9 protein-coding genes are annotated in these 15060 nt (G+C 43.3%); 1 reads left to right on the top strand and 8 read right to left on the bottom strand.

All coding sequences use genetic code 11. The features are described from left to right. Nucleotides 1-178 precede the first annotated feature (178 nt). The 7 genes from L2729_RS09910 to L2729_RS09880 all read right to left on the bottom strand — a co-directional run bounded on the left by L2729_RS09910 (nt 179) and on the right by L2729_RS09880 (nt 10522). Nucleotides 179-1447 carry a glutamate-5-semialdehyde dehydrogenase gene (locus L2729_RS09910; protein WP_248988115.1) on the bottom strand — a complete coding sequence of 423 codons (1269 nt, stop codon included), beginning with the start codon at nt 1445-1447 and terminating at the stop codon, nt 179-181. After that, nucleotides 1444-2562 carry a glutamate 5-kinase gene (gene proB, locus L2729_RS09905; protein ID WP_248988114.1) on the bottom strand — a complete coding sequence of 373 codons (1119 nt, stop codon included), beginning with the start codon at nt 2560-2562 and terminating at the stop codon, nt 1444-1446. The genes L2729_RS09910 and proB overlap by 4 nt, the downstream gene beginning before the upstream one ends. A 741-nt stretch (nt 2563-3303) precedes the next feature. Next, nucleotides 3304-4740, bottom strand: a complete 1437-nt coding sequence (locus L2729_RS09900) for a carbon starvation CstA family protein (RefSeq protein ID WP_248988113.1) — start codon at nt 4738-4740, stop codon at nt 3304-3306. Between the two features lie 258 nt (nt 4741-4998). Further along, nucleotides 4999-5709, bottom strand: coding sequence for a two-component system response regulator BtsR (gene btsR / locus L2729_RS09895; protein WP_248988112.1), 711 nt, complete (start codon nt 5707-5709; stop codon nt 4999-5001). Further along, the gene (locus tag L2729_RS09890) at nt 5706-7382 is read right to left on the bottom strand and encodes a sensor histidine kinase (protein ID WP_248988111.1); all 1677 of its coding nucleotides are present in this window, start codon (nt 7380-7382) and stop codon (nt 5706-5708) included. Before L2729_RS09890 ends, btsR begins: the two co-directional genes overlap by 4 nt. Nucleotides 7383-7898: 516 nt before the next feature. Further along, nucleotides 7899-9188 (bottom strand): NCS2 family permease, encoded by a 1290-nt coding sequence (locus L2729_RS09885; protein WP_248988110.1) that lies wholly within the window; start codon nt 9186-9188, stop codon nt 7899-7901. A 410-nt stretch (nt 9189-9598) separates the two neighbouring features. Beyond that, on the bottom strand, nt 9599-10522 hold the full coding sequence (locus L2729_RS09880) for a LysR family transcriptional regulator (RefSeq protein WP_248988109.1): 924 nt from the start codon (nt 10520-10522) through the stop codon (nt 9599-9601). A 115-nt stretch (nt 10523-10637) separates the two neighbouring features. On the opposite strand from L2729_RS09880, the gene L2729_RS09875 reads away from it, so the two are divergent. Then, nucleotides 10638-11279, top strand: a complete 642-nt coding sequence (locus L2729_RS09875) for a LysE family translocator (protein ID WP_248988108.1) — start codon at nt 10638-10640, stop codon at nt 11277-11279. Between the two features lie 2019 nt (nt 11280-13298). Here the strand turns inward: L2729_RS09875 and L2729_RS09870 are convergent. After that, nucleotides 13299-14837, bottom strand: coding sequence for a M17 family metallopeptidase (locus L2729_RS09870; RefSeq protein ID WP_248988107.1), 1539 nt, complete (start codon nt 14835-14837; stop codon nt 13299-13301). Nucleotides 14838-15060 lie beyond the last annotated feature (223 nt).

Below are 15060 nucleotides of genomic sequence, written 5' to 3'. Positions count from 1 at the left end.
AAAGGTATAGGTTCACCCTGAAAAATAGGAACATGGAGCTATGGTCTTCTATACTAACTAATAGTATTTTTTACCAGTAGGGTGTGACTACATATGTAGAGCTAGGCAGCTCAATACTGCGGTATTTATTAGAACGAATAAAAAGACCGCATTAGCGGCCTTAAAAACAGATGAGTGATTAACCTCTTACGGTGTAATCTCCCCAGGCCAGCCACTTATATGTCGTCAGTGCTTCAAGCCCCATTGGCCCACGAGCATGTAACTTTTGCGTGCTTACAGCAACTTCAGCGCCAAGGCCGAATTCACCACCGTCGGTAAATCGGGTGCTTGCATTAACGTAAACAGCTGCAGAGTCTACCGCATTCATAAATTCGCTCGCGGTATGAATATTATCAGTCAAAATACCCTCAGAGTGACCACTCGAATATTGACGGATATGCGCAATGGCGTCATCAAGCGTATTGACCACTTTGATTCCTAGGGTTAACGACAACCATTCCGTTGAAAAGGTTTCGTCAGTTGCCGCTAGAACCTCTTGCTCGTGCGTCGCCATAATAGCCTGAGTTTGTTCACAGCCATAAAAGCTAACACCTTGACTCGCTAAGTGCTTACATAGCGCAGGGATGAAGCTTTGTGCATTTTGTTGATGCACTAATACTGTATCTAAAGCATTACAAACGGTTGGGCGCTGTACTTTGGCATTCTCTACCACCGAAATCGCTTTTTCGAGATTAGCCTCTGCATCAACAAAAAGGTGGCAGATCCCGATACCGCCCAAAATAACTGGGATAGTCGCTTGTTCAGCACATAAACGCTGTAAGTTCTGCCCGCCTCTAGGCACGATCATATCGACATATTTATCGAGCTTTAATAAGCCTGTTACCAAACTTCTATCTGGATTATCGATAAGCTGAACACAATCCTCAGGTAAACCTTGATCCGCCATCGCACTGCGAATGACTTTACATAGGGCTCTATTTGACGCCAAGGTTTCTTTACCGCCCCGCAGTATCACTGCATTACCGGTTTTTAATGCTAAGACTGCGATATCAACGGTAACATTAGGTCGTGCCTCATAAATAACGCCTATAACCCCAAGCGGTACGCGACGACGAGATAAGCGCAGACCATTATCAAGCACTCTGCTATCAATCTCGCTCCCCACTGGATCGGTTAACCCCATCACATTATCAATATCGGCAATCACATTGAGTAATCTTGGCTCGTCCATTAATAACCGGTCTATCATAGCTTCAGACAAGCCATTAGCTTGAGCCTGTTCGACATCTTTTTGATTAGCCGCAATAATGTCAGACTTTGCATTGGTTAACTTACTGGCGATACAACGTAATAAAGCCGTTTTTTGTACGCCTGTTAAGCTCGCTAACGCGTAGCTTGCCGTTTTTGCCTTTTGGCCTAGGCTGTTTAAAAATTCACTATTACTCATAACACCACCATATCGTTGCGATGAACCACTGCATCACCGTAATCATAACCGAGCACCGACTCGATGCTATCTGAATGTTTTCCCGCTATCAGGCTTAGATCTTTAGCACTATATCGACTCATCCCTTTCGCGCAGACTTTACCGTGTGTATCGGTTAGCTCTATGGTATCCCCACGTTGGAATTGCCCTTTAATGTCAGCAATGCCTTTAGAAAGCAGACTTCTGCCTTTATGAGTGACCGCTTCCACCGCACCGGGATCCAGTATCAGTTGTCCACGGGTCGCTGGACCCGCAAGGATCCACTGTTTGCGACTTTCTAATGGGTTTTCTAAGGCGGTAAAATGGGTACCCACTGGGATTGAACAGACCACTTTTTGAATAACATCTTTATGATGTCCCGACGCAATCACCACCTCAACCCCTGCTCGCCTTGCAATATCTGCCGCTTCTAGCTTGGTCGCCATTCCGCCCGTACCCAGGCCAGATACCGCTCCACCAGCAAGCATGCGTAGGCTGTCATCGATAGTATCAACTTGAGTGATTAACTTTGCATTGGGGTCTTTGCGAGGATCTGCGTCAAACAACCCTTTTTGGTCGGTCAATAAAATAAGTATGTCTGCATCACAAAGCAAAGCGGCTCTGGCCGATAGATTATCGTTATCACCGACTTTAATTTCAGCGGTTGCGACGGCATCATTTTCATTGATGATGGGAATAATGCCATGGGCTAACAGTGCATTTAACGAGTCCCTTGCATTAAGGTAGCGCTCCCTGTCGTGCAGATCTGCGCGGGTCAACAGCAGTTGGCCAACGTGTAAACCATAAATACTGAATAGCTGAGACCACGCAAGGATCAACTGACTTTGGCCAACGGCTGCCAATAATTGCTTACTCGCGATGGTATCGGGGAGTTCGGGGTAACCTAAGTGTTCTCTTCCTGCGGCGATAGCACCAGATGTACACAGTACAACCTCGACACCCGCCTTCATCAAACTGGCCATTTGACGCGCAAGTTCGACTAAATGTGCTTTGTCTAACTTACGGCTGCCCGAGGTCAGCACACTCGTTCCAAGTTTTACCACCACACGGCGATAAGCAATCTCACTTAAGTTCATTATTATCTAGCTAAAATGCATTGAATAAACCTTATACCCAATCTCGGTTTGAATTGGTAGTGAGTACCCTCAAAGAGCCGTAAAAAAATAAGATGAATTGGATATATCTCATATTATTGGTGTTTAACCTGCCTTATATGGCCAAAAGTGGTGTAAATTTTAAAACTGGCAAAAAAGCCATACATAGTGGTATTAAACTTATCGGCATTTTTATTTCTGGCCTATCTTGAGGCAGCCCCGAGGGCAATACCGAGTTCGTTAAAGCTCATATCATAAGCTAAAGAAGCATAAAAACTCAGCTGATATGTCAGCCGGTCTCCTATGAGCTGGTGACACATTTCACCATCAGGTACCGTTCTAGGTTACAGGTCACCACAATTCTTGCTTTACTCACTCTGATAATCGGCTCCTTAACGCTAATAGCTTGCCATCCCAACCAGAAGCCAAGTCATTGACTCTATATTAACTTACGTTTCATAAGCGCCAATGAACACCCGAGCTTGCTCAATTCTAGAGGTCGTAAGGCATTGAGCGATTCAACTTGAATTGGTTTGAATTGGTTTAAATTTATTGAACAGTTAAAAAGCTTGGCAAACTGACATAAAAAAACCCGAGACCTAGAGATAGGACTCGGATTTTTAAGCATCTAGAACATCAGTCAACCGCGCGATAAATCATTAAATGAACGGCGTTACAGTCACATGACTGGCATTTAGATGGCCTAAGCTAAACGGGCAAATGTTAAGCTTCTTCGATAACTCCTTCATCACCTTTGCCCTTTGTCTTGATCATCACCAATGAGGTAATGACAGCGGTAGAGACAAGTCCCGCTATGGTTGAAATCGTTATAGGCAGCCCTGCACCTAAGGTGTGTGAGCTCAACAGGAAGCTAATCACTACTGTCGTCATGAACATGGCCGGTACCGTACAGATCCAGTGGAACTTGTTGTGTCGCAGCAAGTATGCAGAGGCTGTCCATAGCATCATGACCGCAGTAGTTTGGTTTGCGACCCCGAAGTAGCGCCAGATAACACCGAAGTCAACTTGAGTCAGAATTGCCCCCATGATGAATAAGGGGACGGCTAGCATTAAACGCTTAGGTAATTCAGTCTGTGGTATTTTGAAAAATTCAGCCAGAATTAAACGAGCTGAGCGAAAGGCTGTATCGCCAGAGGTGATAGGCAGGACAATAACGCCTAAGATTGCCATAAAGCCACCGACGGTACCCAGAAGCCCAGTAGATGCTTCATATACAACGTTTGCCGGGTTACCCGCCATCCCTTCGTTAAGGCCTTCAACGCCACCGAAGAAAGAGAGAGCAATGGCACACCAGATAAGCGCAATGACACCTTCACCTATCATCGCGCCGAAGAAAACAAAGCGACCGTTCGTTTCACTTTCGACACAGCGAGCCATTAAAGGAGATTGAGTCGCATGGAAGCCCGATACTGCACCACAGGCAATAGTAATAAATAATGCAGGCCACAAAGGCATATCATTAGGATTAAGGTTAGTCAGGAAGTCGCCAGCTTCGAAGCCAGGCAATAGTGTGTATTCACTCGAGACCATGATGGCAATAGTCAGACCGATTGACATAAAGAGCAGCAGCGCACCGAAGAATGGATAGAGCCTACCGATGATCTTATCGACAGGTACAATGGTAGCGATAAGATAGTAAGCAAAGATAACGCCGAGGAAGATTGATACGTCCCAACCGGTAAGCTTTCCTAGTAGTCCTGCGGGCGCCGAAATAAATACCACACCGACAAGTAATAATAAGATGATGGCAAATACATTCATAAAGTGCTTTGCGCCTTTACCTAAGTATTTACCTGCAAGATTCGGAACTGACTGACCATTATTACGAACAGACAACATACCGGAAAAGTAATCATGAACGGCACCGGCAAAAATACAACCGAAGACAATCCATAGCATGGCGGCGGGGCCATAAAGAGCACCGAGAATAGGGCCAAAGATGGGTCCTACACCTGCGATATTGAGCAGTTGAATAAGGTAGACCTTACCCTTGGACATCGGCACGAAATCAACGCCGTCTGTTTTAGTAAATGCCGGTGTTTGGCGTTGAGCATTGATACCGAAGACCTTCTCTACGAAAGCACCATAGATAAAATATCCACCAATAAGCAGGCCGACACACATTAGAAACCACATCATAATTACACTCCCCCATTTTGAATTGCAGTCAGTGTAAAGAGGTTTGTCATTTAGAAAATGGAGAATAAGGTAAGTGGTCAGATTGAGAGGGTTAACGGTTTTATATCGACCCTAAGTGGTTTTGCCTTGTTACAGATCTGACGGGTTGTTTGCCGAAATGTTAAACCTTTTGAAGCCAGAGCTTAATAAGCTCCGACTGCTGTCGTTGCTTTCGACAAACATTTTATAGCATAGGATTCGGCTAAAAACCCCAACAGACTATAGGAAACCGAATATCTGCTTCAGTGGTTTTAAGTAACGCCTTGAAACAGGCACTTTAGCGCCTGAGCCTGTTGTGACTTCGGCTCCGGTTTCCTGGATCTCTATTTCAGATATGGCTTCAGGACTTATCAGGTACTGTCGATGACATTTGATTAATGAGGTTTTTTCTTCCAGCACTTTTAAGGTCAAATGCGTATGTACTTGCTCCTTATCAGTTGCAACATGAACACCACAGAGATCGCTGAATACAAACTCTACCTCTTTAATCGATATCACCTTAAGCTTACTTCCGCTATAACAAGGGAGATGAGTTAACTGCTCAGGTGTAAGAATACTGACAGATCTTGGTTTAAGATCTTTTCTGACGCGATTTAATGTCTGTTGAAGCCGTTTTTCATCGATGGGTTTTAACAGATAATCGAAGGCGTGATTATCGAAGGCCTTGATGGCAAATTCATCGTAAGCGGTTACAAAAACGATACGTGGCATGATGTCGGGATCCAGCATACCAATGAGTTCAATACCGGTGATCCTTGGCATTTGAATGTCCAGAAAGATCAATTGTGGCTTTAGTTTTGTGATCATCTGTAATGCTTCGATAGCATTACTGCATTGCCCAATAACCTCTATATCTGAGCTTTCACTCAGTAGGTCGGCTAACTCTTCTCGAGCATAATGCTCATCATCGATAATTAGTGATGTGATCACGTGTGGGTTTCCGTATATGGCAGCTTAATACTGACTTTGGTGTATTCATCTTTGCGACAATCAACATCTATACCAAATTCAGATCCAAACTGATTTTGTATTCGTTTATGAACCAAATTCATCCCCAGCCCCTCCGAATTGTTATCTAACTTGTATAGCCCTGCATTATCGATTACCTCTAATATTAATAAATCATCGTGGATCTTGCCAGTAACGCTTATAAGACCCCGCTCTAGCATATGGCTGGTACCATGCTTTACAGCATTTTCAATGATGGGTTGTAAGGTAAATGCGGGCAGGCGAAAAGGTAATAGACGTTCAGGGATATCTATCTCAACGTTTAGCTTATCGAGAAAGCGTGCTTTCTCGATAGTCAGATATGAATCTATATGTTCAAGTTCGTCAGAAAGAGTCACGAGGCCTGTGGTGCGTTTGAGGTTAATTCTTAAAAATTGAGATAATTGTTGGATCAGTTGCCTTGCCTTTAAGGGATCTCTTTTTGTGATGGCTGCGATGGTATTGAGCGCATTGAAGAGGAAGTGAGGATTAACTTGTGCCTGCAATAACTTCAACTCTGCCTGAGTGAGCATATTTTGTTGACGTTCGAAGCGTCCAAATAAGATTTGGTTCGACAATAATCGACCAATGCCTTCACCCAGCGTTCGGTTAATGTTGAGAAATAGCTTGTTCTTTGGCTCGTAAAGTTTAATGGTGCCAATGACCTCATTTTCACAACGAAGTGGGATCACTAAGCTGGAGCCTAGTCTACATTGTGGCGAGATAGAACAGGAGTAAGCCATATTGACCCCATCGGCAAACATGACACAATTATTATCGATGGCATCTTGAGTTATTTTCGATGATATCGGCGTGCCAGGAATATGATGGTCGGCACCGGTTCCTATAAAGGCCAGCAGGTGCTCTCTATCGGTTATCGCAACGGCTCCGACGTGGGTTTCTTCGATGATGATTTGGGCAACCTGAGTGCTACTTTCTTGATTGAATCCCTTCGATAATAGTCCGACACTTCGCTCGGCTATTTTTAAAGCTTGAGTTGAGAATGCGGATGAGAGTTTGTCGAACATGGTTTTTTGATCTCTTACCATACTCATAAACAGGGCTGCACCGATGGAGTTAACTAAGAGCATAGGTAGGGCTATCTGTTTGACTAGGTGCCATGCATCATCAAAAGGTTGAGCGACGAGTAAAATCACCCCCATCTGAAGCATTTCAGCACAAAAGGTTACCAAGCAAACCAACAAGGGGGCGTAAATCAGTTCACTTTTGTCTTGCCTGCGTAAATAAAGACTGACTATGCCCGCAGAAAACCCTTCGAGAGTCGTAGAGATGGCACAGGCCATATCGGTAAAACCTCCCAAACTGTATCGGTGTAATCCTCCCGTGAGTCCGACTAAAAAACCGGTCACCGGACCGCCTAACAGCCCGCCTAAGACGGCACCCATGGCACGGGTATTGGCAATAGCATCGTTTGTTTGTTCACCAAAGTAGGTTGCCATGATGCAAAAGCCTGAAAAAATCAGGTAAATGAATATTTTGTGAGGCAACCGGGTGGCAGCTTCTGCAAAGAACTTGAATAAAGGGGTTTTACTGACAAGATAGACCATCACGAGGTAAAGGCTCATCTGTTGGGTTAAAAGTAAAATCAACGACATGATAAGTATTCCAATGAGTCATTGTTGGCAATCAATAGCAAGATATGCAGAATATCAATTCAAATTTTGATTGAGATCTATTTGTGAGTGTAAGATCCAAGTCTAATTGTCACCTCATATGAGGCAACGTATATCGAACTCAGTACATACCCATTAAGTCATGGCATTAATGTTAACCCTAGGGAAAGCAATTAGCAAAGAGGAGCTAAAACTCCTGATGCATAAATCGTTAGGGTCATGCTTATTGTCACACCAGTACGCAAGTGCGATGACTGCTGAAGAGTTGATAGCGATCTTGGATAGATAAGAAGACATTTATTGAGTCGGAACAAAGCATCTAAACCGCGGCCAAGCGTATCTGCAAAAATTAGACTGTAATGGCTACAGCCGTCATTATCTTCAACCTGCTATATATGGTCAAAAGTGGCGTAAGTTTTATTGCAGGCAAAAAACCACACTAGGTGGCTTTATCATTTATCGTGTCAAATTGCAGTAATGTTTGAGTTTGCAACGCCCTTAAGCATACATAAACTTAGCCACAAACAGCGCCGCCAGAATAACCACGCCAAAACTTAAATCTTTATAGCGGCCGCTCATCAATTTGATCACAGCGTAAGAGATAAAGCCCATGGCGATACCGGTAGCGATTGAAAACGTCAGTGGCATTAAAATACAAACCACAACGACTGGAGCTGCTTCGGTAATATCTTCCCATTCCACATGCACCAGACCAGACATCATCAAAATGGCCACATAGAATAACGTTCCGGCTGTGGCGTATGCTGGCACCATACCTGCTAAAGGAGACATAAACAGAGCCCCCAAAAATAGCAGCCCAACCACGACCGCAGTTAGGCCCGTTCTGCCGCCCGCACTCACACCCGCCGTACTTTCAATATAACTGGTGGTTGTAGACGTCCCAAGCATCGCCCCTGCTATCGTCGCGGTACTGTCTGCCATTAGCGCCCTGTTTAAGCGTGGCAATTTGCCTTTGTCATCTAAAAAGCCCCCACGCTGCGCAACCGCAACTAATGTCCCTGAAGTATCAAACAGGTCGACAAATAGAAAAGCGAATACCACCGACAGCATGCTCACTTCTAGCACACTCGATAGATCCATCTTCATAAATGTCGGCATGATTGATGGCGGCATAGCCACTAACCCCTGATACTGCACATCGCCAAATAACAGCCCCAGCCCAGTTACCGCTAAAATGCTAATAATGACCGCAGACTTCATCCCTCTATGCACCATGGCAATGATCAAGAAAAATCCAAGTGCTGCCATCACCGCTGGGAATGCTGTCACATCGCCCATCGTCACCAACGTCGCAGGGTTAGCAACGACAATCCCAGCATTTTTCAAACCAATCAGTGCTAAGAACAAACCGATACCTGCGGCAATGCCTAAGCGCAAAGACATCGGAATACTGTTCACAATCCATTCACGAATACGCACCAGCGACAGCACTAAAAAGCAGATCCCTGAAAGAAAAACAGCGCCTAACGCGGTTTCCCATGAATAACCCATTTCACCTACCACCGTGTAGGTGAAAAAAGCGTTTAAACCCATTCCAGGTGCCAGCGCAATCGGATAATTAGCGACTATTCCCATAACCAAGCAACCAATCGCGGCGGCTAAACAGGTGGCAACAAACACTGCACCGTGATCCATTCCCGCATCAGCTAACATCATAGGGTTAACAAAGATGATATAAGCCATGGTTAAAAAAGTGGTTAATCCAGCAATAACCTCTTGTTTTAACGAAGTTTGATTTTCTTTCAGTTTGAATATTTTTTCTAGCATGGAACAAGGTTCCTTGATTTTATTCTGTAGGAAATATTGTTATGGCTAATGTTGACGCACTGTTAACAAAGCCTATTTTTAGCCGATTATACGGGCAGATAATAATTGAGGCTAGTCATTTAAAAACGGTTGGAATAGCCTAATTATTAAGGCCTTTTTGATAGTTTTACAGCAGGATTTATTGGCAAGAAAGTAGTGACTGGGTTAGATTAAATTGTCTATTAGCAATAGAACTTGATTATTTTGGAGCCAAAAAGTCCCCCCTTCCTAATTCATTTTTAGATAAAAGTTTGTTAGATTTTAAGCTCCAAACTTTAGGATGCACATTGCAATTAGTATGGTTAAGTTCTGTAACACCAAGGAGCACGGTATGGGAGGAGTTCTAATTCAGTGGCCACTACACTAGATGTTTAATCCGATTCAATTACAAGTAACTTTTGTTTCATAAAATCGATAAACACGCGGTTTTTATTTGGCATATATTTACTTTGCACATACTGCAGACAAATGTCACCGTGATAATTGCCTTGTAACTGCCAATCTTTCAATAACGGAATTAGTTTCCCCGTTTCGATACCCTGCTGCGCGATGTAATCTGGCAAACCTCCAACACCAAAGCCCTGCTCAATAGCATCACAACGCATTTCACTGTGGTTAAGCAAATATGATCCCGTCACGTGCACGGTTGCTTGTTGATTTTCATTGCTAAATCGCCAACGATTGTCGGCCATATTTTCACCTAAACAAAGGCATGGTAGATATTTTAAATCATCTGGATGTGTAGGCAGTGCATGGTTTTCAAGGAAATCAGGACTGGCACATAACACCAGTTCAACGCGACCAATTTTAACATTGACCAATGCTTCAATGGGATTGTCATTAATGTGGATCAAAAAATCGACACCATCATGAATAGGATCTAAAACACGGTCGGTCACTTTTAGATGTAACTGAATATCTGGGTAACATTTTAAAAACTCAACAAAGAGTGGTCTTAATACCCGACTCGCTAGCGATTTGGGTGCTGCCACTCTCAATAATCCACTCACCGTCGATGTGGCTGAGGTACTGGCATTAACCGCTTGCTCTGCAGACTCAACCATCTGTTTACAATAATCAAAAGTAATTTTCCCAGACTCCGTTAACGCAAGTTGTCGCGTAGTACGTTGTAATAGTTTGATGCCTAATGCATCTTCTAACCGGCTAATTTGGCGGCTCACAGCTGAGGGGGTTACCCCAAGTTTTCTGGCGGCTTTACTAAAGTTTCCCTGCTCAACAACAGTGACCAAAATCGCCATATCGGGTAACAAAGGGATTATTTTATTTGTGTCCATTAGGCACAGGTCCTTTTACAAATGGGAGTATTGTTTTAAATCTCTCATAAATTAACATAGGTGTAGCGTAATACATACGTAGATGTAGGCATATTCTAAATAATGAGAGGTAAAGATGGAGTTGTTAATAAATACTTATATGGCAGAAATTATTGCAGTAAGTACCATTGCTATTTTTATGGCTGTGTTACCTGGAGCTGATTTTGTGATGGTAACCCGTACAAGTATTTACAATGGCCGTTTGGCAGGTTTATATACTAGCTTAGGTATGTGTTTATCTGTCTGTATTCATGCCAGTTATTCAATTGCAGGATTAGCCGTCATAATTTCAAATTCGGCATGGTTATTCAATTCAATAAAATATCTAGGAGCCGCTTATCTTATTTATATTGCTTGGCAGTTATTAACAACGCGCGCGCTTTTAAATACAGACCAAAACAACCAAACAGTTCAAATGTCACCCTTTGCAGCGATGCGCTTAGGTTTTACCTGCAATATATTAAATCCTAAAACATCCATATTTTTCTTAAGTATTTTTACTCAGGTGGTGTCACTCGATACCCCGCTAATAATGCAAATAGGTTATGGCCTAATCATCATGTTGGCACATTTTACCTGGTACATTGGGGTTGTATTACTGTTATCGCACCCAAATATACTGCCTCGCTTCAATCGGCATAAACAAAAAATTGATAAAGGGGCTGGATTTATATTAATGCTCATTGCGATAAAACTCACCTTAGTGAATTCCATTTAAGTCAATGGCCTGCTCTTGAGAATTAGAGAATAGGCCTAACGCTAATGATACCGCTAGGATGGTATTCCAACCGCTTTACCCGATGAGTGGTGATCGTGCACTTTAGCCACATTTCCAAAATGTGCCTAGAATCAGGTCTTTCTTTCGCCTTTCTCAATAGTTAAAGCCATGTTCTACGGTGTCTGACATTAGATATGTCATTATCAATAGCGCAGAACACGCTTTGGGGCATAAATGCGTTCGCTGCTGACTATAGTGGTTCCAATGACCTGCGGTTGTGCTGCACATGGATGTGCGAATGTCGTAATGACATGGATGTGAATGAACGACCGTATGTGCAGACGCAACAGAGGCTCGCCGTGAACAAATCCCTGTGGGCTCAACGAAAACGTCTGACCTCCATGGAGGGAGGAAATGCCAAATTCTGTCTGGAACAGCATTGGCCATGTTTCCGAAGGCCTCAGCCTCGTCTACACTGGTTTCGAAAAGCGCAAACTATCAGCATTTTAGTTATCAGCCTTCAAATAAGAAATAGCAATCTTTCAGTAAATATCATGGCTTAAATACATTAACCAAACGTGCAGAATCTAATCTTCCCCGTTGGAAATTTCGCTGTTTAAATTTCGCCGGGGCGCTGAGGGATTGTCAAAGGTACAAGCGCTTTGCCCCTTGGCTCTGGTGTGGGCGAAGCGCCACGACTTTATCGGCCGTCACGCCGTGCCTTAATGAAAATAACAATGAGATATCAATAATCTGATGAAGATGTAGATGTAGATGTAGAAAATTTACCTTTTGCCAAATTTTAGGCAAAAAAATGCCTGCTCAAAGAGCAGGCAGACATATTCAAGTGTTCCAATCGGAAATCGGTTAGCGCGCTAGCGTTAATCAATGGCGTATCAACAAGGTCAATACACAACTTGCGTCTAAACACACCCAGAAGGTGCTATAAGGTTGATGGATATGGAACTACTTTAAAGGAGGGTTAGCCCTAAAAAGTCATGGCGAATAAACCGCCACGCAAAACATCTGTATTTAACCAAGAGCTTTGCGAATAAATAGTACTACTAGCTGTAAATAACATAATCATTACTCCTAAACAAAGTTGTAAAAAATACTCAAATCAATTTAATTACGGGGTTGAGTCCAATTAAACTGATGAGTCAACTTGTCGCTCGATTCCTTGGAGAATTATCCTTCCTGGATAGACTAACCTTGGTAGGTATTAACCCTAACCAAGAGTTGCTATTATAGGTTTTTGTAATTTAATTACAACTATTAATTACAAATAATGCCAAAAACAGGCTTTAACGGTAATTTAACCACACCAATTGTGTGTCTAAATCACAAAAACAGCTGTTTTTGTAGGCCCGCCTTTAAATGTTAACAGTTTAAGATCAAAAAAATTACGATTAAACAACGATAATCACTAACGTTCAACCTGATGAATTATCATGTAGCAAACCAACAGATAAAAAAAAGCCCACTCATAGAGTGGGCAAGACGTATTCAAGTGTTCCTACTGGAAATTGGTTAACGCGCTAGCGGTAATCAATTGCAAATTGATGATCAATTCACAACTTGGTCTATAAGCACCTAAAAGGCGCAATAAATATGATGAAAACTAAAAGCCTACAAGAAGGATTAGCCCTTGTATGCCATGGTGTATATACCACCACGCAAAGCATCTGTGTTTAACCAAAAGCTCTGCGAATAAATAGTGCTACTCATTGTAAAAGACATAATCAATACTCCTAACTAAGTTGAATTCCAAATACTATGCTTTTTGTTACAACCCATCTTGGGTTAAGCAAAGTCAACTTGTCGCTCGATTCCTTGGAGAATTATCCATCCTGGATAGACTAGCTTGATTAGGCACCTGCCTAATCAACGAGAATCATTATAACGAAATGTAATTTTATTACAAGTATTTCTATCAAAAAAGCTGCAAAAGCGCTTTTTACGTAATTTAATTACACCAATACCCCGTAAAAAGCCGACATTGTAGTCGGCTTCTGAAAATTACTGACTATCGACCATATAGTTAAATAGCCCGACCAAAGGCGTTGCCGTTGGGCTACCGTATTGTGGGTGCCCTTCTGTGGCACTGCCTGCAATGTCTAAATGTGTATAAGCGATAGGCTTAGCACTACTCAAGCCATGACGGCTTAAACCCGATGCCTGGATTAAAAACGCGGCAGGGTATTGATGCCCTCGAGCTGTAATAGACGAGGGAGCATTATTTGACGAAAGCATGTCTGCAGCGCCAGATGGATCCACTATTTTGCTAAAGTCATCTCGACGCAATTGTGACACTTCTATAGGTTCGCCCCACACAGCCGCTTGTTGCTGCATACGTTCAGCCACATTAGCTTGCTTAGCCACACTATTTTCTACCGCCGCAGTATAACCACCAAAACAACGCACAACATGCCCGGTTAAGGTTGCCACAGAAAACATTTCAGGGTGAACGGCAGACTCCGCTTTGATGCGCAGATGAGACAGTAAATCGGCTAGCACCAGTCGGCCCTCGGCATCGGTATTACCAATTCGAACTCGAAGACCAGCATGACTCGCGATAATTTCATCTGTGACAAACGCTTCACTACCAATACTATTTCGTACTAATCCTAACTCAGCAATAATACGTATACCTTTAGGTTTAAGCATACTCACGGTTTTCATCAAGCCCGCAACGGCAGCAGCGCCACCTTTGTCGCGGCTCATTCCCGCCATAGAACCGCCCACTTTCAAATCAGCACCGCCCGTGTCATAAACAACCCCTTTTCCTGCAAAGAGGAAGGTACGCTCAATATCGCCTTCACCGACATATTCAAGCTTTACCACACGAGGTTGATGCCTAAGCACTGCAAAAGATGAACGACCTACCGCGCTTAACAGCGGGTAATCACGTTCTAGAATATCTCTGTCTTCTACCACTGAGATGGTTAAGCCACTATCGGTGAGTGCCGTTAAACAGTAATCTGCAAATGCAGGAGCTGACATACGCTCAGGTTCAGTACCGCATAGATCTCTGGCTAAAGTACGTCCCTCTTCAATCGCTGTTAACGTCTCAGCATTATGCGCATCACTCAATAAACCAATGCACTCTAACTCCTCATCTGCTCCACCCGCTTCTCGCAGTTCTAACGCTTGCCATAGTTCTTGACCACAAGCTAAAGCAGCGACCTCAACCGATTTTTGATAGCGCGCCTCTGCAATACCGTTAACAAGCAACAACGGCCGTTTTGCACCCGCCTCTTTGGCGACTCTAATCCCCTGACGTGCCGCATCAGCAAAAACTCTAACATCCTCATACTCATCAGTTGCCTTCGACACTGGCGCAATGACTAAGCGTCCACCCGCCATACCTGGCGCAAACAACAATGTCACTGACTTGCCGACACGTTGATCGACTTTTTGGCCATGATCAGCCAGCATTGCCACTTCATCCACTTTTATAGATTTAAGATCGGCGGAAACCACCACCAGCGCATCCCAACCGTTACCTTCAAAAATTGCCTCTTTATCGACAACATCAACAAATTTTACAGCAGCCATAACCCTTCCTTTTTATTTTTAATTGCTGGCATTATTGTCCTATTGAGCACAGATTACCAACGACTTAATTGTGCTTAAAAACTGATCTGGCAACTTCTGCTGACAGTCATCAGGTAAAGCGGAGTAAACCCCTCTTGCGCAAACAAAGACTATGATAGAATATTGCCATTTTCAGCCTCCAGCGCACCAGCGCTCTAGTGATAATCTTAGATATAGAGGAATT

The organism is Shewanella gelidimarina (genome assembly GCF_023283945.1).
GTDB lineage: Bacteria > Pseudomonadota > Gammaproteobacteria > Enterobacterales > Shewanellaceae > Shewanella > Shewanella gelidimarina.
This window is presented reverse-complemented; position numbering and strand designations above follow the sequence as displayed.